The sequence below is a fragment of the Streptomyces sp. TRM68367 genome (assembly GCF_014495685.1).
Lineage (GTDB): Bacteria > Actinomycetota > Actinomycetes > Streptomycetales > Streptomycetaceae > Streptomyces.
Genome location: NZ_JACTVI010000006.1, coordinates 186,003 through 205,450, shown reverse-complemented (window position 1 = coordinate 205,450; position 19,448 = coordinate 186,003). Strand labels below are relative to the sequence as shown.

The window sequence follows — 19,448 nt, the reverse complement described above, 5'->3', positions numbered from 1 at the left end:
CAGCCCTGTCTGGCAAAGGGGAAGGAATCTGCCAGACACCAACCTCCCAACCAGACACACCGTAATTAAGCAGCGACACACCACTAGAACAGGGCACTGTAGGCGTTCAGTGCAAGCTGGCCGCCCAGATGGGCGTAGAGGACGGTCGAGTCCGGGCCGATCTCGCCGCGGGAAACCAGGTCGATCAACCCGGCCATCGACTTGCCCTCGTACACCGGGTCGGTGATCATCCCCTCCGTCCGGGCGGCGAGCCGCATGGCCGCGAGCGTGGCCTCGTCGGGGATGCCGTAGGTGCCCGCGTGGTAGCGCTCGTCCAGTTCCACGTCGGCTTCGGTCAACTCGGCCTGTACGCCGATGAGCCGGCCGGTGCGGTGGGCGATGCGGGCGATCTGCTCGCGGGTGGCGGCGGGCTTGGCCGAGGCGTCGACGCCGATCACGCGCCGCCGCCGGCCGCCGGCCTCCTCCAGGGCGCGGAACCCGGCGACCATGCCCGCCTGCGTCGACCCGGTCACCGAGCACACGATCACAGTGTCGAAGAAGACGCCCAAGTCGCGTTCCTGCTCGGCGACTTCGTACGCCCATCCGGCGAAGCCCAGGCCGCCGAGCGGGTGGTCGGAGGCGCCGGCCGGGATGGGGTACGGCTTGCCGCCCGACTCCTCGACCTCCTTCAGGGCCTGTTCCCAGCTCTCCTTGAAGCCGATGCCGAATCCGGCCCGCACCAGCCGTACGTCGGCCCCGGCTAGCCGGCTGAGCAGGATGTTGCCCACCTTGTCGTACACGGCGTCCGGCCAGTCCACCCAACTCTCCTGCACCAGCACGCACTTGAGTCCGGCACGGGCGGCGACGGCGGCGACCTGGCGGGTGTGGTTGGACTGCACCCCGCCGATCGAGACGAGGGTGTCACAGCCCTGGGCGAGTGCGTCGGCGACCAGGTACTCCAGCTTGCGGGTCTTGTTCCCGCCGTACGCGATACCGGAGTTGCAGTCCTCGCGTTTGGCCCACAGGGCGGCGCCGCCGAGGTGCGTGGTCAGGCGCTCCAGGGGGTGCACGGGCGAGGGCCCGAAGAGGAGGGGATAACGCGCGTGGTCGGCAAGGGACATGGGAGTCCTCCAGGTGTCAGGGGTCGGCCAGCTCCTCCAGGCCCCGCCAGATCTCCGCGGTGACGTCGACGGCCGCGGCCACGTCGCCGGGCGCGCAGGCCTCGATCAGCCGGTCGTGCAGTCCGGCCGAACGGCAGGTGCCGCCCTCACCGAAGCGCCGTCGCGCCAGGCGGCGGATGAGCGGGCTGTAGCGGGTGATGGCGGCGGCCGCGCGGTTGCCGCTCACCCGGACGAGGACGTCGTGCAGGGCGTCGTCCGCCTCCAGGGCGGTGTCCACGTCGCCCACGCGCACGGCCGTCGCGAACCGTTCGTTGGCGGCGCGCATCGCCTCGATGTCCGCGGCGAACAGCCGGAGGCACGGCGACCCGGGTGACCAGCTCGTGCATGGCTCCGACCACGGCAGCCGCGTCCCGTACGTCGGCGGCCACCAGCGGCGTCACCCGCGTGTAGCTCTGCGGCTTGCTCTCCAGGAGCCCTTCGTCGACCAGCCGGGCGAACGCCTCGCGCACCGGCGCCCGGGACAGCCCGAGCCGCTCCGCGAAGTCGGCGTCGCGCACCACCGCTCCGGGTTCGATGTCGCCGGTCACTATGGCGTCCCGGATCACTTCGTAGGCACGGTCTCTGAGCAGGACTCGGCGGACGGGCTGCACGGCCTCCATGAGCTGACATGTTAGATATCAAGTGACGATCAGCACCCGGTCGTGCTTCCTCTTCCTCACTGGTGCGCCGCGCTACTCACACAACTTGGACATGTGTGAACCGTGGGTTCAGCGCCAGGGGCCGTCCGTCGAATCGGACAGCCCCAGCCATACGAATGACCCCGTGTTCTAACGCTGCTGGCGCTTCCAGGGCCCCGTGATGGCGAGCAGAATGCCCGGCTCCTGGATGCTGGCGAACAGGGTGCGGCCGTCGGGCGAGAAGGTGACGCCGGCGAACTCGCTGTATTCGGGCTCCTCTTCGGTGCCGATGTTCACCTCGTTGCGGGCGATGGGGTACGTACGTCCGCTGTCGGTGGCGCCGAACAGGTGCTGGATGCCCTCGCCGTCCTCGGCGATGACCAGGCCGCCGTAGGGGGAGACGGTGATGTTGTCGGGGCCGTCGAGGGCGCCGTCCTCAGCGGGGTCGGGGTTGACGCCGAGGAGGACCTTCAGTGTGAGGGTGCGGCGGCTCGGGTCGTAGAACCAGACCTGGCCGTCGTGCTGGACCGGGCTCTCCTCGCGGGCGTACGAGGAGACGATGTAGGCGCCGCCGTCGCCCCACCACATGCCCTCCAGCTTGCGGGCGCGGGTGATCTCGCCGGGGCCGAACTGCTCGCGCACGGCGGTCTTCCCGGCGTCTCGGTCGGGTACGTCGATCCAGTCGACGCCGTACACGGTGCCGATCTTCGTGGCGCGGGAGAGGTCGTCGACGTGACGCCCGCCGGAGTCGAAGCACTTGGGGGCCTGGAGGACGCCGACGTCGTCGGCGAGGGTGCGGAACTGGCCGCGGCCGTGGCGGAAGCCCTTCGGCGGCACCCAGCGGTAGAACAGGCCGTTGGGGTCGGCGTCGTCCTCGGTGAGGTAGGCGTGGCCGCGCCGGGGATCGATGACAACGGCCTCGTGGTCGTACCGGCCGAAGAACTTCAGTGGCTTGGGGTCGCGGTTGGCGCGCCGGTCGAGGGGGTCGACCTCGAAGACGTAGCCGTGGTCCTTGGTCATGCCGTTCTCGCCGGCCCGGTCGGAGTTCTCCTCGCAGGTGAGCCAGGTGTCCCACGGGGTGCGGCCGCCCGCGCAGTTGGTGGAGGTGCCGGCGATGCCGACCCACTCGGCGACGCGGCCGTCGGGGCGCACCTCGACGACCGTGCAGCCCCCCGAGGCGGCCGGGTCGTACACGAGTCCCTCGGTGAGCGGCACGGGGTGCTCCCAGCGGGCGCGCGAGCCCTTCAACTCGTGGTTGTTGACCAGGAGGGTGGTGCCGCGGGGGCCGTCGAAGGTGGCGGTGCCGTCGTGCTTCTGCGGCGTGAACTCGCCGGACTCCAGCTTGGTCTTCCCGCTGTACGTGATGATCTTGTACGAGAACCCGGCGGGCAGGGCGAGGATGCCCTTGGGGTCGGGGAGCAGCGGGCCGTAGCCGACACCGTGGTGGGTGACCGCCGACTCCTCGGCTGCCTCGTCGGCGGCATCGGTGTCGTACGACGCGAGGGCGTTCGGCGCGGAGGCGAGGGCGCCGACGCTGCCCGCGAGCGCGACACCGGCTCCGGTGATCGCGGACGTTCTGGCGAAGTCCCTGCGGGTGAGCGACATGGTGTCTCCTGTGACGGTGGGTGTGCCGTGGAGGGTGGCGGACCTCGATCGGCCACACGGTGGCGCTCACGCTTGAACGGCAGTTGAACGAGGGCCGACTTCACCGGCGCCCCTTCTGTGAATCCGTGACACCTGATCCCCGCCGCCCACTTGGTCCCCCCCGCAACGGCGGTCAGCCGGTACAGCGCGATCCGGCGGTGCCGAACTCTCCGCAGCCCGCACGCGGCACACCCGTCATGGGGCACGGCCGGTTCGGCACCGCCGATCACCACCGTCGTGGCTGAGCGCCGTCGCGGCGGGATGAGGTGAGCGGCGATTGCCGGAAGCCGGGCAGCGGGCGGCGCTCAACCCCCTTGCTGTGACCGCGCCTTGAACGCGGCCTTCCTCGCCTCCTTCGCGATCTTCTTGTCGGGGTGCAGGCGGCCCATGGCCTCCAGGACGTCCGGTGTGGCCGGGTGGTCGACTCGCCAGGCCGCGGCGAAGAAGCCGCTGTGCTGCTGGGCGAGTCCCTCGACGAGTGCGCGCAGTTCGTCGGAGTTGCCCTCGGCGGCGAGCTGCGCGGCCAGCGTGTCGATGGTGAGCCAGAAGACCATGGCCTCCGACGGCGGCGGCACGTCGGGCGCCCCGTGCTCGGTCAGCCACACGCGCGCCAGCCCGCCCAGCTCGGGATCGTCGAGGACTTCCCGGAGCGCCGGCTCGGCCGTGGCCCCCACCAGCGACAGCGCCTGCTGGCAGTGCAGCCGCCGCAGTGGCGCCCCGGCGTCCGCCCCGCGCGCCGCCGCCAGCAACTCGCGTGCCGCGGCGAGGGGTTCGCGGCGGGCCAGCCACAGCTCGGTCTCGGCGTGCGCCGCCGCCGGCGGAAAACCGGCCGTACCGTCGAGCAGCACGTCCGCACCCTTGTCGGACAGATCCCCGACCGCCGGTGCCGTGAGCCCGGCCTCCAGCAGCCGGTGCCGCAGCCCGTACAGCCCGAGCGGCGTCAGTTTGACCATGCCGTAGCGGGACACGTCCGTGTCGTCGACCGGCGCCGCGGGCTCCTCGTCCGCGTCGGCCATCAGCGCCTCGTCCACCGGCTGGTACTCCACGAGCCCCACCGGCTCCAGCAGCCGGAACTGGTCGTCCAGCCGCATCATCGCGTCGGACACCTGCTCCAGCTCGTCGTTCGTCGGCTCACCCATGTCGCTGGGCACGATCACCGACGCGGCCAGTGCCGGCAGCGGCACCGGCGCGTCGCCGGCCCCCTCCTCGCCGGCCGTCAGCACGTACAGGTTGCCGAGCACACCGTCGAGGAGCTCGGCCTCGGCCTCCGGATCCCAGTCGAGGGACGACAGGTCGACCTCGCCGCCCGCGTCCACGGCGTCGATCAGTTCACCGAGGTCGGGTGCGCTCGCCTCGGCGAGCACCGTCTCCAGGGCGGCGAGCCACACCCGGAGCACCTCCTGTGGCGAGCCGCCGGTGAGCAGCGCGAGGTCGGCGCCCGCCGTGACCGTGCCCTCCTCCTCGTCCACGACCTCGACGAGCCCGGTGTCCACCGCCAGCCGCCACGCCTCGCTCGCGTCGGCGGCGGCGTCGTCGTCCCCGGTCAGCGCGAGCGCCTCGGCCGCGGCGGGAAGCTGCTCGTCGACGAGCCCGCCACCGGCGTCGACACGGGTTTCGGGGCCGGCCCAGCGGGCGAGCCGAGCGGCCCGGGACAGCAAGGGCGTGGACAGCGCGTCGCGCGCCAGCTCCGCTTCGGAGTGCAGCCGCACCGGCGGCAGGGGGAAGCTGTCTGACATCGGCTGTTTCTCCTAGGACGCCTCGTACGACTCAGCCGCTCAGCCTAGACGGATTTCCACCCATGCCGCCCACTTCATCTCCCCGCCGTCGGCCGTACATGGCTGAAACCTTGACAAGTGCCGTGAGAAGGCACGAGATTGACGCGCGTAGAGACCGGGGGGACAAGCGCACACTGCGCTACGCGCGTCACCCCGCCCGCTCCACCCCTCGTCCCGGCGCTTCGTCACGTCCCCGGAGGGATCTTCCGTTGCCGAGCAAGTCGTCCGCGCGTCTCGCCGCGCTCACCGTAGCCGCCGCCTGTTCCGCGGCGTCCACCCTCGCCCTGACCTCGCCCGCGCACGCCGACGCCGTGCGGATCCATGACGTTCAGGGCAGCACCCGAATATCCCCGTACGCCGGCAAGCAGGTCACGGACGTGGCCGGAATCGTCACCGGCGTGCGCACGTACGGCTCGTCCAGGGGCTTCTGGATCCAGGACCCGTCCCCGGACGCCGACCCGGCCACCAGTGAGGGCGTCTTCGTCTTCACGAAATCCACCCCGAAGGGGGTCGCCGTCGGCGACGCGGTCACCATCTCCGGCACCGTCGCGGAGTACGTCCCGGGCGGCACCTCCTCCGGCAACCAGTCGCTGACCGAGATCACCCGCCCGACGTTCACGGTCGTCTCCAGCGGCAACCCGCTCCCCGCGGCCACCGCCGTAGACGCGAGGTCGGTGCCGGACGCCTACACCGCGGCCGGCGACGCCGCGGCGAACGGCTCGGTCAACGCCCTCCCCCTCCGCCCGTCGACGTACGCGCTGGACTACTACGAGTCCCTGGAGGGCATGAACGTCCGGGTCGCCGACACGCGCGTGGTCGGCGCGACCGACCCGTACACCGAGCTGTGGGTGACCGTGAAGCCGTACGAGAACCGCAATCGCCGCGGCGGCACGGTGTACGGCTCGTACGGCTCCCAGAACACCGGCCGCCTCCAGATCCAGTCCCTCGGCTCCACGGCCGCCTTCCCGAAGGCGAACGTCGGCGACACCCTCGCCGGCACCACGTCCGGCCCGCTGGACTACAACCAGTTCGGCGGCTACACGCTGGTCGCGAGCGAGCTCGGCACGCTCAAGAAGGGCGGTGTGGAGCGGGAGTCGACCCGCAAGCAGCGCCGCGACGAGCTGGCGGTGGCGACGTACAACGTCGAGAACCTCGACCCGTCCGACGACACGTTCGCCGCGCACGCATCCGCGATCGTGAACAACCTGAAGTCGCCCGACATCGTGTCCCTGGAGGAGATCCAGGACAACAACGGCGCCACGAACGACGGCGTGGTCGCCGCCGACGAGACGGTGCGCAAGCTGACCGACGCGATCGCGGCGGCGGGCGGCCCGCGCTACGACTGGCGCGCGATCGACCCGGCCGACGACGCCGACGGCGGCCAGCCCGGCGGCAACATCCGCCAGGTGTTCCTGTTCAACCCCGAGCGGGTCTCCTTCACCGACCGCGCGGGCGGCGACGCGACGACCGCCACCGGTGTCACGAAGGTGCGCGGCAGGGCGGCCCTGACGGTCTCCCCCGGCCGCATCGACCCCGCGAGCCCGGCCTGGGAGAACAGCCGCAAGCCGCTGGCCGGCGAGTTCGTCTTCCGCGGCCGTACGGTCTTCTTGATCACCAACCACTTCGCCTCCAAGGGCGGCGACCAGGCCCTGACTTCCCAGTACCAGCCGCCGGCCCGCAGCTCGGAGACCCAGCGCCACCTCCAGGCGACGGCGGTGAACACCTTCGTCAAGGACATCCTCGCCACGCAGAAGAACGCGGACGTGATCGCCCTCGGCGACATCAACGACTTCGAGTTCTCCGGCACCACCAAGCTGCTGGAGGACGGCGGCGCGCTGTGGCCGGCGGTCAGATCGCTGCCGGAGAGCGAGCGTTACTCGTACGTCTACCAGGGCAACGCCCAGACCCTGGACCAGATCCTGATCAGCCCGTCGATCCGCCGCGACTGCGACTTCACGTACGACAGCGTGCACATCAACGCCGAGTTCCACGACCAGATCAGCGACCACGACCCGCAGGTGCTGCGGTTCCGTCCGTAACGCCCTTCGGGCTCAGGGGTCCTTGCACTATGAGCGCCCGATTAGGTCGCGTGCAGGGGCCCCTTAGGAGGGCTGGCTGAACACGCGGTTCAGCCAGCCCTGCCAGGCTGCCTCGTTCGCCTCGGCGTCGGCGCCGGGCGCGAAGTCGTGCACGGACATGCCGACCGTCCCGCCCCAGTGGTTGCGCCCGAAGAACCGCACCAGCGCATCCCCGGTCCGCAACCCGATGAAGTACGGATTCCGGAAGTCCACCACGGCGTCGAACTCCTCCGGCCCCCGAGCCGCCACGCGCGTGCCCTCGGCCACGTCGTCCCCGAGTCCCAGCGCCCGCCCGACGACGGCGAGGGCATCGGCACCCCCGGACGCCTCGGGCCCCTCGAAGGTGGCGAAGGCGACCGGCCGGGGCGCGAAGTGGACCAGGTACTCCCTGAGCGTGTGCAGGTAGAAGTCGGTGTGCTTGCTGGCACCGTCGTACTGGTTGTCCCAGTCGTCGGTGAAGATCCCGCTGTGCACGTACCGCACCCAGGCACGCCGCCCCTCGTCACGCGGTTCGACGACCCAGTCCAGCTGGTTGAGGCTCTGGGTCGGCATCCCGACGTCCTCACTGCGCACGGTCAGCCGGCGCGGCGGATCCCAGGCGGTGAACGTCGAGCCGAACGGCCCTTTGGCCCCCTCGCGCGGCTCCTCCGGGAACTCCTCCGGCCACAGCCAGCCGCCCGAACCGGTGGTGACGGCCTCCCACACCTGCTCCGGCGTGGCGTCGACCTCGAACTCCCGGGCGATCTCGAATTCCTTGGACATGACGGGCTCCTGCTCCTACTGCTCGATTTCCGGGGCGGGCTGGACCTTGACCATGGGATGAAGGGCGACGACGATCCGGTGATCGCGCCCGCCCTCGGCGTCGGCCGCGTCGTACTTGCGGATCAGCGCACTGACCCCGGCCGTCAGCTCCTCGACGAAGGCGGCCCGGTCGGCGGCCGAGGCGAAGCGCACCTCACCGTCGAGCGCATACGTCGCGAGCCGCTTCCTCGCCTTGGCCGCGCCGGTGATCAGCGAGCCGACGTCCCGCACCAGCCGTGCACCGAGGGCCAGCAGCCAGCGCGCCGACAGCTGGTCCCGGAACCGGTCCGGGTCCGGCTGCACGGAAGCGAGGGCGAGCGGCGAGATGACGTACGACGCGGCGGTAGCGCGCATCAGCCGCTCGGTGACGTTGCCCTTGCGGCGCTCCCCCGCCAGCTCGACCAGGCCGTGCCGCTCCAGGGCCTTGAGGTGGTAGTTCACCTTCTGCCGGGGCAGCCCGACCTTGCCGGCCAGCATGGCGGCTGACGCGGGCCCGGCGGCCAGCTCGGCGAGCAGCCGGGCCCGCGTGGGGTCCAGGGAGACGGCGGCGGCCTCGGCGTCCTCGATCACGGTCACGTCCAGCATGACTCCACCCTCCCACCGAACACTTTTTTTGTCCAGACGGTTTGAGTTTTCGGCTCGCGAAGGACCGATGGCCAGTGCGCCTGGACGCTCTTCCACTCCGCGTAGTTGAGGACCTGGTGCCGTCGATGCTGAGACCGATCACCTCACCAGCACCACCAGTCACACAGCCTGGCCCGTAGGACGGATAAGGCGCAAGCTTGAATCAAAGGGCTCAAACTCCCGCAAACTTAGCGGAGGGAATCGAGATGACGGAGCAACCCACCACCGGTCCCCCGCCCTGGCATCTGGCAGGCGACTGGTTCGACGTATGCAAGTGCGCCATCCCGTGTCCCTGTACGTTCGCGCAGGCCCCGACCTACGGCGACTGCGAGGGCGTGCTGGCCTGGCACGTACGGGAGGGCAACTTCGGCGATGTGCGGCTCGACGGCCTCAACGTGCTCATGCTCGGCTCCTTCGTGGGCAACCCCTGGGCCCGCGAGCACACGGACGCCTACGCCGCGGTCTTCTTCGACGAGCGCGCCGACGAACAGCAGCGCGCCGCGCTCCAGGCGATCTTCGGCGGTGAGGCGGGCGGATGGCCCGCGGAGTTCGGCGAGATGTTCGGCCCCGAGATGAGGGGCATGGACTTCGCGCCCGTCCGTATCGAGGTCGACGAGGACCTGGCAGCCTGGCGCGCGGAGATCCCCGGAAGGGTGACGGCAACCGCCGAAGCGCTGACCGGCCCGACCACCCCGGAAGGCGCACGGGTCCAGGTCCACAACGCCCCCGGCGCGGAGGTGGGACCCGGCCAGATCGCCACCTGGGGCCGCGCCACCACCGACCGTGCCGACGCCTTCGGCTTCACCTGGCACCGTTCAGGCAAATCGAGCAAACACTTCCCCTTTGACTGGACCGGCCCGACCTGAACGCGGATCGGTGTGGTGAGTGAGGGCTTTGAGGCCACACGCTCCCCCACGCACCCACAGTCGCCGACGGCGGGAAGGGGACGTGTCGGGGAGTGTCCGCCGCAGCGGCCGGCGTCAACACACGACCACCCCGTCGCCGACCACATCGCCGGACCGAGGACGGACACTCCCCGGCGCGGCCCCGACCCACAACCCCACCGCAGGCGTTACGCGCACCCCCACCGAAGCCGCACAGGCCGCCGCGGGCATCCAACACATCCCGCACCCGAACCCACCGGCCGAACCCCCGCGCAGACGAATGACCCGGCGCAGCTCAGTGGTGATGGCCATCGTGGCGCCTGCGGAGCACCCCCGCTGCGAGCAGCGCCCCCGCCGCCGCCCCCGCGATCAGCACCGGCCGCGGATGCCGACGGACCGGCGTCGGCACATTGTGTCCGACGGTGCTGCGCAGTTGCACCGTCATCGCCCCGGCCTTGTCCCTGATGTCGGCGGCACGTGCCCGCGCGCGGCCTTTCACATCCGTCCGCCCCGCCAGCTCCGCCACTGTCTCGCCGAGCTCGCTCCGCGTCCGCGCGATCTGCCGCCGCAGCTCATCGGGCCCCTTGGCCCCACTCCTCGCATCCGTCATCGATGTGCCCTTTCCCTGATCTCCTCGACATCGGCCCGCACACTGCCCAGCGTCTCCTCGGGCGCAGCCGGCGCCGCCCGCCGCAGCTGGGCACGCCCGGTCACCGCCAGCACCCCGGCGACGGCAAACAGCACCGCCGTCACGACGAGCCCCGCGGCCCACACGGGCAGCACCAGCGACAGCGCGGCGACCCCCGTACCCGCCAGAGCCAGCAGACCGGCGTAAGCAACGGCACCCGCGGCGCCCATCAGCCCGCCGCCGCGCCCCGCACGCCGCCCCTTTTCGGCCAGCTCCTCCTTGGCAAGGGCCACTTCCTGCCGCACAAGCCGGGAGAGCTGCTCCGCACCCTGACCAACGAGCTCACCCACCGAGTGGTGCCCGTCGCGGGGCCTGTCACGCACAGCCCGCCCGGATTCCATGGTCCCGGTCACGGTATTCCGCACCTCCTCGCATGCCGCCGCCTCAGGGCGCCGACCGCCACCGCACGGCGTCGACCGGCTCCTCACGACCCCGTCGGCCGGAACACCGGGTACCCAACCCGACCTCCACTACCCGCCCGCCCCACACTCATCCCGCCCCGGCGCCGACGCCCCGCCCCGCCCCGGGGACACACCCCGCCGCGACGCCCCCGTTCCCCACCCGCTACTCCCGCGCCGCGCCCCCGGCCCCACGCTCACCCAGCCGAGCCAACTGCGCCTGAAACCAGTCCAGCCGCGCCTGCAACAACGCGGCCTCCGCCACGAGTTCGGGCACACCAAGCCCCTCACCGGGACCAAGCCAGCCACGGCCTCCGCACCCACACCCCGCCCCCGCACACACCCCCGGGACCTCTTCGGGCGCCGCGGCCTCGGCCTCCCGGGCCTCTTCTACCGCTTCGGGCAGTTCGAGGCCTTCCTCGTGGACGACGGGCCGCACCTCCGCGACACCGGTGGCCAGTGCCTTGCCGATCCTCATGACACCTCCCATGACATTCCGCCCATGACATGATCGATGTCCCCGGCACCCTCAGCCATGCCGCAGCACGCCTTACGAATATCTCGTAGAAGAATTAAGTGGAGCTACACCTTTTCTCTGCCGAGACTACTCCCGTGACCAACCCCGCCTCCGCCCCCGCCGCGAGCCCGACCTCCACGGCTCCGCCCGCCCCCGCGCCTCCACCTTTCGGCCGGGCCCTCTGCGCCATGATCACCCCCTTCACCGACACCGGCGCCCTCGACCTCGACGGTGTCGCACGGCTCGCCGACCGGCTGGTGTCGGAGGGGTGTGACGGCCTGGTGCTGTCCGGTACGACGGGCGAGTCGCCGACCACCACGGACGAGGAGAAGTCGGCGCTGATCCGCGCGGTGCGGGAGGCGGTAGGCGGCCGGGCGTCGATCGTCGCGGGCGTGGGCACGTTCGACACCCGGCACACCGTCGAGCTGGCGTGGCAGGCCGAGAAGGCGGGCGCGGACGGCCTGTTGGTGGTGACGCCGTACTACAGCAGACCCCCACAGGACGCGGTGGAGGCGCACTTCCGGGAGGTCGCGGACGCGTCCGGGCTGCCGCTCGTGCTGTACGACATCCCGGGCCGCACGGGCACCCGGATCGAGCCCGAGACGATGATCGGGCTCGCCGGGCATCCGAGGATCGCGGCAGTCAAGGACTGTGCGTACGACCTCCTCGGCACGCAGAAGGTGCTGGCCCGCACGGAGTTGGCGTACTACACGGGCTGCGACGAGTACGTCCTGGCGACGCGCGCGATCGGTGGCGCCGGATACATCAGCACGGTCGCCAATGTGACCCCACGTCACTTCCGGTCGATCATCGACGCGTTCGACGCGGGCCGTACGACCGAGGCGGCCCGCCGCCAGCAACAGGCCTGCGAACTGGTCGAGTTGGCGATGGCGTCCGGCCTGCCCGGCTCGGTCACCGTCAAGGCCCTCCTGAACGCGCTCGGCGTGCCCGCGGGCCCGGTCCGCGCACCGCTGCGGCCCGCCGGCCGCGAGGCGACCGACGGGCTGCTGGCGGCGTACCGACGCCTCGTCGGGGCGTGATCAGCGCGGGGCGAAGACCGGTTCCCACGCGTAGGAGACGTCGTCATCCTGCTGCCGGTCCGGGACGGCCCCTGTGCCTCTTGTGACGCGCGTGGTGCCCTGCCGCTGTGCCTGCGCACGGAAATGGGCCGGGCCCGTACCGCACAGGGATGCGGGGCCCGGCCCGTTTCCGAGAGTGCGGCCGCTACCAGCGGTAGCCGTCTCCGAAGAGCAGGGTGTGCTCCAGCACGTCCTCCTTCGGGTCGTCGACCTGGCCCACGTTGATCAGCCCGATCCGGGGGCCGTTGTGCGAGTGCTTGTTGGTCTCGACGGCATGCGCCGCACCAGCGGGCAGCCCGCAGGCCACCACCGCCGTGACCGCCCCCGTCAGGCAGCGCGCCACGATCCTCACTCGCTTGATCCTCATACCAAGGTTCCTCGTTTCGTCGGTTCGGCGTCTGATCGGACTGAAGCGTCCACCTGTTCATCTGACGGAACCGCCGGGAGGTCACGCCGGGTAACTCGTACGGGAGTCAGTTGTGGCTGTGCAGGATCTCGTTCAGGCCACCCCACACCGCGTTGTTCGGACGGGCCTCGACCACGCCGGTGACCGAGTTGCGGCGGAAGAGGATGTTGGAGGCGCCGGAGAGTTCGCGGGCCTTGACGATCTGGCCGTCGGGCATGGTGACCCGGGTGCCGGCGGTGATGTAGAGGCCGGCCTCGACGACGCACTCGTCGCCGAGGGCGATGCCGACGCCCGCCTCGGCGCCGATCAGGCAGCGCTCGCCGATGGAGATGATGACGTTGCCGCCGCCGGACAGGGTGCCCATGGTGGAGGCGCCGCCGCCGATGTCCGAGCCGTCGCCCACCACGACACCCGCGGAGATGCGGCCCTCGACCATCGACGTGCCGAGGGTGCCGGCGTTGAAGTTGACGAAGCCCTCGTGCATGACGGTGGTGCCCTCGGCGAGGTGCGCACCGAGGCGGACCCGGTCGGCGTCGGCGATGCGGACGCCCTTGGGGGCGACGTAGTCCGTCATCCGCGGGAACTTGTCGACCGAGGTGACCTGGAGGTGCAGACCCTCGGCGCGTGCGTTGAGGCGGACCTTCTCGATGTCGTCGACGGCGACCGGGCCGAGCGAGGTCCAGGCGATGTTGGCGAGGAAGCCGAACATGCCGTCCAGGCTCTGGCCGTGCGGCTTGACCAGGCGGTGGGAGAGCAGGTGCAGGCGCAGGTACACGTCGTGCGCGTCGATCGGCTTCTCGTCGAGGGAGGCGATGACCGTGCGGACCGCGACGACCTCGACGCCCCGGCGGGCGTCCGGGCCGACCGCCGCGGTCGCGCCGCCGCCGAGCAGCTCCGCGGCACGTTCGGCGGACAGCCGCTCGGTGCCGGACGGGCCAGGGCCCTCGGCACTCGCAGTGACGAGCTCGGGCGCGGGGAACCAGGTGTCGAGGACGGTGCCGTCGGCGGCGATCGTGGCGAGGCCGGCGGCCACGGCGCCGGTGGTGCGAGGAGCAGTCGTGTCGGTCATGAGGGCAACCTAACGTGACGGGGGCCGCCCGGGGAAACCGGTCCGAGAGGCATCTCACGTGCCGAGCGGCCCACCCGCGGACGGCTCGGGCCCGCACGCCGTCGGCCGCCCGCGGACGGTTGAGAGCCTCACGCCTCCGCCGTCCGCGGCGGCTCCAGGAGGGTTCGGGCTCCGGGAGCCGGCCGCAAGCCGTTGACGGTCACCGATCCCGGCCTGCTCCCGGCGCTGGAGTCGTTGATCGAGCCGCACACCCGGTGATCCCGTCTCTCCGTTGCGGTGGACCACCCTGTCGCTGCGTGCCCTGGCCTCGACCCTCACGTCACAGGGCCACCGGGTCAGCGCCGCAACCGTCGGGCGCCTGCTGCACGGCCTGGGTTACAGCCTGCAGGGCACCGTCAAGTCCAGGGTTGGCGGGCCGGCGAACTGGCCGGAGCGCTGGTAAGAGAGCTTCGGTCGCCTTGATGAGGATGAGCGGTACGAGGAGATCAGTCCGAACTGAATCCACTCGCCGACCGCCAACAGAACGGCAGATCGGCCGATCTCGTGCACGCGGGGCCCCTTCACTTTTCGGTGACCCGAAGGGCGGTCAGCTTGTCGAAGACGGCCCGCAGTTTCGGCTCGCGTTGGGCAGGGGCTTGTCGAGGACCTTCTTCCCGGCCGGGGTGAGTCCGTGGCCGTGATGAGTGGTCTTGCCGACGTCCAGGCCGAGGAACACGCCCACGTCTTCGGTGTCGAACATCGCGCCCTTCCAGGAGTGTTGAGCGTGCCGGCCTTGGCGATGGTGTCGTACGCGCGCATCCACGTTATGCCAGGCACGGGACTCACGCCTCACACGACACCTTCCCGAACCCGAGAGCCACGCCTCACCGAGCGGCTCATCGCCCCCCCTGGCTTCACGCCGCACCACCACCCCCGCCCAGCCCGGAAGTTCACTCCGCCCCGCCGATGATCCGCCCCAACGCCTCCCGCGCGTACTCCTCGTCGTACGACGCGCCCGTCAGCAGCACCTGCAGACTGATCCCGTCCATCAGCGCGACCAGCGCCCGCGCGGTGACCGGGCCGGTCCGGCGGGCGACCAGGTCGACGAGGTCCTCGCACCACTCGGCGGCGACGGGACGCAGGGCGGGGCGGCGCAGGGCGGCGAGATAGAGCTCGTACTCCAGCTCGACGCCGGCACGGTCGCCGTCCAGCCACTCCCCCAGGACGCGGGCGAGTTCCGCGGCGAGGTCGGCATCGGGGCCGGTCAGGGCGGGGTGCGCGGCGACGACCTTGGCGAAGCCCTCGCTGGCCTGGCGCAGCGCGGCGACCATCAGGTCGTCGAGGGTCTTGAAGTGGTACGTCGTGGAGCCGAGCGGCACATCCGCCTCGGCCGCGACGGAACGGTGACTGAGCCCGGCAATGCCCTTGGCGCCGACGACCCGGATCGCCGCGTCGATGATCCGCTGCCGCCGCTCGGGGTCGTAGCGCCGCGCCATCAGTGCGCACCGCCCAGGTTCAGCACCACCACACCCACGATGATCAGCGCGATCCCGGCGGCCTTGGCGACGGTCATCCCCTCCCCCATGAACAGGATCCCGATCGTGGCGATGGCCGCCGTACCGGCGCCGGACCAGATCGCGTACGCCGTGCCCACGGAGACGGTCTTCAGGGTCTGGGCGAGCAGCGCGAAGGAGACGAGGTAACCGACCGCGGTCAGCAGCGATGGCCAGAGCCTGCTGAACCCGTCGCTGTACTTCATGGCGGTCGTCCCGGCCACCTCAGCGGCGATGGCGGCGGCCAGCAGCAGATATCCCATGTGTACGAGCGTACACAACGATGCGTACTGCCGTACACAACGGGGACCGCCCGCCGTTACGGACAAGATGTGGAAACCGCTCTCCCAAACCACTCCTCCAAAGCCACAGCTTCCACTAGTGTTTCCCCGGTCACAGCGGGTCATCGCAGCCGCGGCCGCCGTCACGGGCGCCGCTGGAGGAACAGCGCATGCCAGAGAACAAGCCACGGCCCCCCTTGGACGAACCGTGGGAGAACGGCTGGGCCCCGGACACCTCCCGGGCACCGGGAACGCGTCGGCTCTGGCTGGCCGGCGTCCTCGCCCTGGTGACGGTCACCGCCTGCATCACGGCGATAACCGTCATGGATCGGAAATCCGGCGAACGGTCACAGGCGACCCCGGCGGAGTCCGTCAACACGACCGTGCCGGGCCTGATCTCCTTCGGCACCCCGTCGAAGAGCGGCGAGCCCATCAGCCACAAGCACTCCCGGCCGTCCCCTCACCCCTCGAAGACCACACCCCCCGCGCCCACCACCCCCGAGCCACGGCCGAAGGCCCCCAAATCCCCGGCACCGGACAGGACTTCACCGGCCCCGAACCGGCCCCCGGCCAGCGCCCCGTCCACCACGTCCGTCCGCGCGGTCAACTACCCCGACCGCTACTGGCACCTGAGCGACGGCTACGTACTCCTTGACCGGATCGGCTCCGGCCCCGAACAGCGCGAGGACGCGACCTTCCAGCGGGTCAAGGGACTTGCCGACTCCTCCTGCTACTCCTTCCGCACCTCGGACGGCGGCTACCTCCGCCACCGCAGCTTCGTCCTGCGCGAGGACAGCGACGACGGCTCCGCCCTCTTCCGCCAGGACGCCACGTTCTGCCCCCGCTCCTCGTCCTACTCGGGCGCGATCATGCTGGAGTCGGTGAACTACCCCGGCCGCTTTCTGCGCCACCGCAACTTCCAGCTCCGCCTGGACCGCTACGAGTACTCCGACGTGTACCGCGCGGACTCGGCCTTCCGGATGGTCGACGGGCTGGCCTGAGCACGAGAAACGGCGACGCCCGGACAGGCGTCGCCGTTTTCTTCAGCTTCTTCAGCCGGTGTGTCTCAAACGTTGAACCCGAGCGCCCGGAGCTGCTCGCGGCCGTCGTCCGTGATCTTGTCGGGGCCCCACGGGGGCATCCAGACCCAGTTGATGCGCAGTTCGTTGACGAGGCCGTCCGTGGCGGACTTGGCCTGGTCCTCGATGACGTCCGTCAGCGGGCAGGCCGCCGACGTCAGGGTCATGTCGACGGTCGCGATGTTGGACTCGTCGACGTGGATGCCATAGATGAGGCCGAGATTGACGACGTCGATGCCCAACTCGGGGTCGACGACGTCCATCAGGGCCTCGCGGAGCTCTTCCTCCGAGGCCGGCTTCATCTCCACGGTGTCACTCATGCCGTCTTCCTTTCGGCGTCGGCGCCCAGCACCTGGGCCGTCGCGTCCTTCCACGCCATCCAGCTCAGGAGGGCGCACTTCACCCGGGCCGGGTACTTGGAGACTCCGGCGAACGCGACCGCGTCCTCCAGGATGTCCTCCATCGCGTCGTCCGGCTCGATCCGGCCCTTGGACTGCATCAGCTCCAGGAAGGTCTCCTGGATCTTCTGCGCCTGGGACAGATCCTTGCCGACGAGGAGGTCGTTCAGTACGGAGGCGCTCGCCTGGCTGATGGAGCAGCCCTGGCCCTCGTACGAGACGTCCCTGATCGTCGTGCCGTCGTACTTCACGCGGAGCGTGATCTCGTCGCCGCACGTGGGGTTGACGTGGTGCACCTCGGCGTCGCCATCCCGCAGACCACGCCCGTGGGGGTTCTTGTAGTGGTCCAGGATGACTTCCTGGTACATCGAATCAAGCTTCACGACCCAGCCAGCTCCTCAGCCGAAGAAGTTCCGTACGTGCTCCAGGCCGTCGACCAGGGCGTCGATCTCGGCCGGCGTGGAGTACAGATAGAACGACGCTCGCGTGGTCGCAGGAATTCCGTAGCGGAGGCAGACCGGCCGCGCGCAGTGGTGGCCGACCCGGACCGCGATGCCCTGTTCGTCGAGGACCTGGCCCACGTCGTGCGGGTGGATGTCGCCGAGGGTGAAGGAGATCGCCGCCCCACGGTCCTCGGCCGTCGACGGGCCGATGATGCGCAGATCGGGGACCTCCCCCAGCCGCTTCACCGCGTACTCGGTGAGCGCGTGCTCGTGGGCCAGGACCTTGTCCATGCCGATCGAGGAGAGGTAGTCGACCGCCGCGCCCAGACCGACCGCCTGGGCGATCGGGGGGGTGCCCGCCTCGAACTTGTGGGGCGCCGGGGCGTACGTCGACGAGTGCATCGACACCGTCTCGATCATCTCGCCGCCGCCGAGGAAGGGGGGGAGGTCCTCCAGCAGCTCCTGGCGGCCCCAGAGCACACCGATGCCGGTCGGACCGCACATCTTGTGGCCGGTGAAGGCCACGAAGTCGGCCTGGAGGGCCTGCACGTCCACTGGCATGTGGGGGGCTGCCTGGGAGGCATCGATGCAGACCAGCGCGCCTACCTCCTGCGCGCGGCGCACGATCGCCTCGACCGGGTTGACCGTGCCCAGGATGTTCGACACCAGCACGAAGGAGACGATCTTCGTCTTCTCCGTGATGATCTCCTCGATGTTGGACAGGTCGAGGCGGCCGTCATCGGTCAGGCCGAACCACTTCAGCTTCGCGCCCGTGCGCTGCGCCAGCAGCTGCCACGGCACGATGTTGGAGTGGTGCTCCATCTCCGTGATGACGATCTCGGTCTCGTCGTCCACGCGGTAGGGATCGTCGGCCCAGCCCAGCATGTTCGCCACGAGGTTGAGCGACTCCGAGGCGTTCTTGGTGAAGATCACCTCGTCGCGGCTGGGCGCGTTGATGAACTCGGCGACGTTGTCGCGCGCGCCCTCATACAGCGCCGTGGCCTCCTCGGCGAGCACATGCACACCGCGGTGGACGTTGGCGTTGTAGCGCTCGTAGTACTCGCTGAGTGCGTCCAGCACCTGACGCGGCTTCTGCGAGGTCGCCGCGTTGTCCAGGTACACGAGCTTCCGGTCGTCGTGGACCAGACGGTCCAGGATGGGGAAGTCCTTGCGGATCGCCTCGGTGTCGAGGAGGCCCGGCAGCTGTGTCACGCGGATGCGCCACCCTTCGTGTATACCTCGTAGCCCTCTTCCTCCAGCTTGTCGGCGAGTTCGGCACCGCCGGACTCCACGATGCGGCCCGCGGAGAACACGTGGACGTAGTCGGGCTTGATGTAGCGCAGGATGCGCGTGTAGTGCGTGATCAGCAGGGTGCCGACCTCGCCCGTCTCCCGGACGCGGTTGACGCCCTCGGACACGACACGGAGCGCGTCGACGTCGAGACCGGAGTCGGTCTCGTCGAGGACCGCGACCTTCGGCCTCAGCAGCTCCAGCTGGAGGATCTCGTGGCGCTTCTTCTCACCGCCGGAGAAGCCCTCGTTGACGTTGCGCTCGGCGAAGGACGGGTCGATGTTGAGGCGCTCCATGGCCTCCTTGACCTCCTTCACCCAGGTGCGCAGCTTGGGGGCCTCGCCGCGGATGGCGGTGGCGGAGGTGCGCAGGAAGTTGGAGACCGAGACGCCGGGGACCTCGACCGGGTACTGCATCGCCAGGAACAGGCCCGCGCGGGCGCGCTCGTCGACCGACATCTCCAGGACGTCCTCGCCGTCGAGGGTGACGCTGCCGCCGGTGATCGTGTACTTGGGGTGACCCGCGAGCGAGTAGGCGAGGGTCGACTTGCCCGAGCCGTTGGGGCCCATGATGGCGTGCGTCTCGCCCTGCTTCACGGTGAGGTCGACACCCTTGAGGATTTCCTTCGTGCCGTTCTCGACCTCGACGGTGACGTGCAGGTCTCGGATTTCAAGCGTTGCCATGG

At 70.4% G+C, this 19,448-nt stretch carries 20 protein-coding genes and 3 pseudogenes; 5 read left to right on the top strand and 18 right to left on the bottom strand.

Going from position 1 to position 19,448, the window contains the following annotated elements; all coding sequences use genetic code 11:
• Positions 1–83: 83 nt before the first annotated feature.
• From H8R17_RS07100 to H8R17_RS07085, 4 genes and pseudogenes are all read right to left on the bottom strand, one after another.
• On the bottom strand, positions 84–1,100 hold the full coding sequence (locus H8R17_RS07100; protein ID WP_187822268.1) for a 1-aminocyclopropane-1-carboxylate deaminase: 1,017 nt from the start codon (positions 1,098–1,100) through the stop codon (positions 84–86).
• A 16-nt stretch (positions 1,101–1,116) separates the two neighbouring features.
• Positions 1,117–1,759 (bottom strand): annotated as a pseudogene (locus tag H8R17_RS07095) (GntR family transcriptional regulator).
• Between the two features lie 168 nt (positions 1,760–1,927).
• The gene (locus H8R17_RS07090) at positions 1,928–3,382 is read right to left on the bottom strand and encodes an alkaline phosphatase PhoX (protein WP_187822267.1); all 1,455 of its coding nucleotides are present in this window, start codon (positions 3,380–3,382) and stop codon (positions 1,928–1,930) included.
• 344 nt (positions 3,383–3,726) lie between these two features.
• Positions 3,727–5,157, bottom strand: coding sequence for a hypothetical protein (locus H8R17_RS07085; RefSeq protein ID WP_187822266.1), 1,431 nt, complete (start codon positions 5,155–5,157; stop codon positions 3,727–3,729).
• Positions 5,158–5,405: 248 nt separating this feature from the next.
• Here H8R17_RS07085 and H8R17_RS07080 point away from each other — a divergent pair, with 248 nt between their 5' ends.
• Entirely contained in the window at positions 5,406–7,235 is a 1,830-nt protein-coding gene (locus tag H8R17_RS07080; RefSeq protein ID WP_187822265.1) for an endonuclease/exonuclease/phosphatase family protein, read from the top strand.
• A gap of 63 nt (positions 7,236–7,298) precedes the next feature.
• Here the strand turns inward: H8R17_RS07080 and H8R17_RS07075 are convergent, their stop codons facing one another.
• Complete coding sequence (locus H8R17_RS07075; RefSeq protein ID WP_187822264.1) at positions 7,299–8,036, bottom strand: SRPBCC domain-containing protein; 738 nt, start codon at positions 8,034–8,036, stop codon at positions 7,299–7,301.
• 15 nt (positions 8,037–8,051) lie between these two features.
• On the bottom strand, positions 8,052–8,660 hold the full coding sequence (locus H8R17_RS07070; RefSeq protein WP_187822263.1) for a helix-turn-helix domain-containing protein: 609 nt from the start codon (positions 8,658–8,660) through the stop codon (positions 8,052–8,054).
• Positions 8,661–8,905: 245 nt separating this feature from the next.
• Here H8R17_RS07070 and H8R17_RS07065 point away from each other — a divergent pair, with 245 nt between their 5' ends.
• Positions 8,906–9,565 carry a DUF1326 domain-containing protein gene (locus H8R17_RS07065; protein ID WP_187822262.1) on the top strand — a complete coding sequence of 220 codons (660 nt, stop codon included), beginning with the start codon at positions 8,906–8,908 and terminating at the stop codon, positions 9,563–9,565.
• A 313-nt stretch (positions 9,566–9,878) separates the two neighbouring features.
• On the opposite strand, the gene H8R17_RS07060 is transcribed toward H8R17_RS07065, so the two are convergent.
• The 3 genes from H8R17_RS07060 to H8R17_RS07050 form a co-directional block, all read right to left on the bottom strand.
• A complete protein-coding gene (locus H8R17_RS07060; protein WP_187822261.1) occupies positions 9,879–10,193 on the bottom strand; it encodes a DUF3618 domain-containing protein in 315 nt (104 codons plus the stop codon).
• Positions 10,190–10,624 (bottom strand): phage holin family protein, encoded by a 435-nt coding sequence (locus H8R17_RS07055; protein WP_399476380.1) that lies wholly within the window; start codon positions 10,622–10,624, stop codon positions 10,190–10,192. Before H8R17_RS07055 ends, H8R17_RS07060 begins: the two co-directional genes overlap by 4 nt.
• Positions 10,625–10,835: 211 nt before the next feature.
• A complete protein-coding gene (locus H8R17_RS07050) occupies positions 10,836–11,147 on the bottom strand; it encodes a hypothetical protein (RefSeq protein WP_187822286.1) in 312 nt (103 codons plus the stop codon).
• A 134-nt stretch (positions 11,148–11,281) separates the two neighbouring features.
• Here H8R17_RS07050 and dapA point away from each other — a divergent pair, with 134 nt between their 5' ends.
• Complete coding sequence (gene dapA, locus H8R17_RS07045) at positions 11,282–12,226, top strand: 4-hydroxy-tetrahydrodipicolinate synthase (RefSeq protein ID WP_316959333.1); 945 nt, start codon at positions 11,282–11,284, stop codon at positions 12,224–12,226.
• 184 nt (positions 12,227–12,410) lie between these two features.
• On the opposite strand, the gene H8R17_RS07040 is transcribed toward dapA, so the two are convergent.
• Positions 12,411–12,632, bottom strand: coding sequence for a hypothetical protein (locus H8R17_RS07040; RefSeq protein ID WP_187822259.1), 222 nt, complete (start codon positions 12,630–12,632; stop codon positions 12,411–12,413).
• A 106-nt stretch (positions 12,633–12,738) separates the two neighbouring features.
• Entirely contained in the window at positions 12,739–13,740 is a 1,002-nt protein-coding gene (dapD, locus tag H8R17_RS07035; RefSeq protein ID WP_187822258.1) for a 2,3,4,5-tetrahydropyridine-2,6-dicarboxylate N-succinyltransferase, read from the bottom strand.
• 159 nt (positions 13,741–13,899) lie between these two features.
• On the opposite strand from dapD, the pseudogene H8R17_RS07030 reads away from it, so the two are divergent.
• Positions 13,900–14,152: pseudogene (locus H8R17_RS07030) on the top strand (ISAzo13 family transposase); the annotation flags it as partial.
• A gap of 169 nt (positions 14,153–14,321) precedes the next feature.
• Here H8R17_RS07030 and H8R17_RS07025 read toward each other — a convergent pair.
• From H8R17_RS07025 to H8R17_RS07015, 3 genes and pseudogenes are all read right to left on the bottom strand, one after another.
• Positions 14,322–14,479, bottom strand: a pseudogene (locus tag H8R17_RS07025) (transposase); the annotation flags it as partial.
• A gap of 190 nt (positions 14,480–14,669) precedes the next feature.
• Positions 14,670–15,215, bottom strand: a complete 546-nt coding sequence (locus tag H8R17_RS07020) for a TetR/AcrR family transcriptional regulator (RefSeq protein ID WP_187822257.1) — start codon at positions 15,213–15,215, stop codon at positions 14,670–14,672.
• A complete protein-coding gene (locus tag H8R17_RS07015) occupies positions 15,215–15,535 on the bottom strand; it encodes a multidrug efflux SMR transporter (protein WP_187822256.1) in 321 nt (106 codons plus the stop codon). The genes H8R17_RS07020 and H8R17_RS07015 overlap by 1 nt, the downstream gene beginning before the upstream one ends.
• Positions 15,536–15,723: 188 nt before the next feature.
• On the opposite strand from H8R17_RS07015, the gene H8R17_RS07010 reads away from it, so the two are divergent.
• The gene (locus H8R17_RS07010; RefSeq protein WP_187822255.1) at positions 15,724–16,554 is read left to right on the top strand and encodes an AbfB domain-containing protein; all 831 of its coding nucleotides are present in this window, start codon (positions 15,724–15,726) and stop codon (positions 16,552–16,554) included.
• A gap of 65 nt (positions 16,555–16,619) precedes the next feature.
• Here H8R17_RS07010 and H8R17_RS07005 read toward each other — a convergent pair whose 3' ends face one another.
• From H8R17_RS07005 to sufC, 4 genes are read right to left on the bottom strand one after another with little or no spacing between them, the layout of a single operon-like run.
• Positions 16,620–16,952, bottom strand: a complete 333-nt coding sequence (locus tag H8R17_RS07005) for a metal-sulfur cluster assembly factor (protein ID WP_053655099.1) — start codon at positions 16,950–16,952, stop codon at positions 16,620–16,622.
• Positions 16,949–17,413: a Fe-S cluster assembly sulfur transfer protein SufU gene (gene sufU, locus H8R17_RS07000; protein ID WP_187822254.1), complete on the bottom strand. Its 465-nt coding sequence runs from the start codon at positions 17,411–17,413 to the stop codon at positions 16,949–16,951. Before sufU ends, H8R17_RS07005 begins: the two co-directional genes overlap by 4 nt.
• A 15-nt stretch (positions 17,414–17,428) precedes the next feature.
• Positions 17,429–18,685, bottom strand: coding sequence for a cysteine desulfurase (locus H8R17_RS06995; RefSeq protein ID WP_187822253.1), 1,257 nt, complete (start codon positions 18,683–18,685; stop codon positions 17,429–17,431).
• The gene (sufC, locus tag H8R17_RS06990; protein WP_187822252.1) at positions 18,682–19,446 is read right to left on the bottom strand and encodes a Fe-S cluster assembly ATPase SufC; all 765 of its coding nucleotides are present in this window, start codon (positions 19,444–19,446) and stop codon (positions 18,682–18,684) included. Before sufC ends, H8R17_RS06995 begins: the two co-directional genes overlap by 4 nt.
• Positions 19,447–19,448: the final 2 nt, after the last annotated feature.

Coding starts and splice junctions, on each gene's coding strand:
- H8R17_RS07085 (WP_187822266.1), bottom strand. CDS start 5,157: ATGTCAGACAGCTTCCCCCTGCCGCCGGTGCGGCTGCACTCCGAAGCG.
- sufC (WP_187822252.1), bottom strand. CDS start 19,446: ATGGCAACGCTTGAAATCCGAGACCTGCACGTCACCGTCGAGGTCGAG.
- H8R17_RS07040 (WP_187822259.1), bottom strand. CDS start 12,632: ATGAGGATCAAGCGAGTGAGGATCGTGGCGCGCTGCCTGACGGGGGCG.
- H8R17_RS07070 (WP_187822263.1), bottom strand. CDS start 8,660: ATGCTGGACGTGACCGTGATCGAGGACGCCGAGGCCGCCGCCGTCTCC.
- H8R17_RS07005 (WP_053655099.1), bottom strand. CDS start 16,952: ATGAGTGACACCGTGGAGATGAAGCCGGCCTCGGAGGAAGAGCTCCGC.
- H8R17_RS07100 (WP_187822268.1), bottom strand. CDS start 1,100: ATGTCCCTTGCCGACCACGCGCGTTATCCCCTCCTCTTCGGGCCCTCG.
- H8R17_RS07060 (WP_187822261.1), bottom strand. CDS start 10,193: ATGACGGATGCGAGGAGTGGGGCCAAGGGGCCCGATGAGCTGCGGCGG.
- H8R17_RS07090 (WP_187822267.1), bottom strand. CDS start 3,382: ATGTCGCTCACCCGCAGGGACTTCGCCAGAACGTCCGCGATCACCGGA.
- H8R17_RS07050 (WP_187822286.1), bottom strand. CDS start 11,147: ATGAGGATCGGCAAGGCACTGGCCACCGGTGTCGCGGAGGTGCGGCCC.
- H8R17_RS07010 (WP_187822255.1), top strand. CDS start 15,724: ATGCCAGAGAACAAGCCACGGCCCCCCTTGGACGAACCGTGGGAGAAC.
- dapD (WP_187822258.1), bottom strand. CDS start 13,740: ATGACCGACACGACTGCTCCTCGCACCACCGGCGCCGTGGCCGCCGGC.
- H8R17_RS07020 (WP_187822257.1), bottom strand. CDS start 15,215: ATGGCGCGGCGCTACGACCCCGAGCGGCGGCAGCGGATCATCGACGCG.
- H8R17_RS07015 (WP_187822256.1), bottom strand. CDS start 15,535: ATGGGATATCTGCTGCTGGCCGCCGCCATCGCCGCTGAGGTGGCCGGG.
- H8R17_RS07065 (WP_187822262.1), top strand. CDS start 8,906: ATGACGGAGCAACCCACCACCGGTCCCCCGCCCTGGCATCTGGCAGGC.
- H8R17_RS07075 (WP_187822264.1), bottom strand. CDS start 8,036: ATGTCCAAGGAATTCGAGATCGCCCGGGAGTTCGAGGTCGACGCCACG.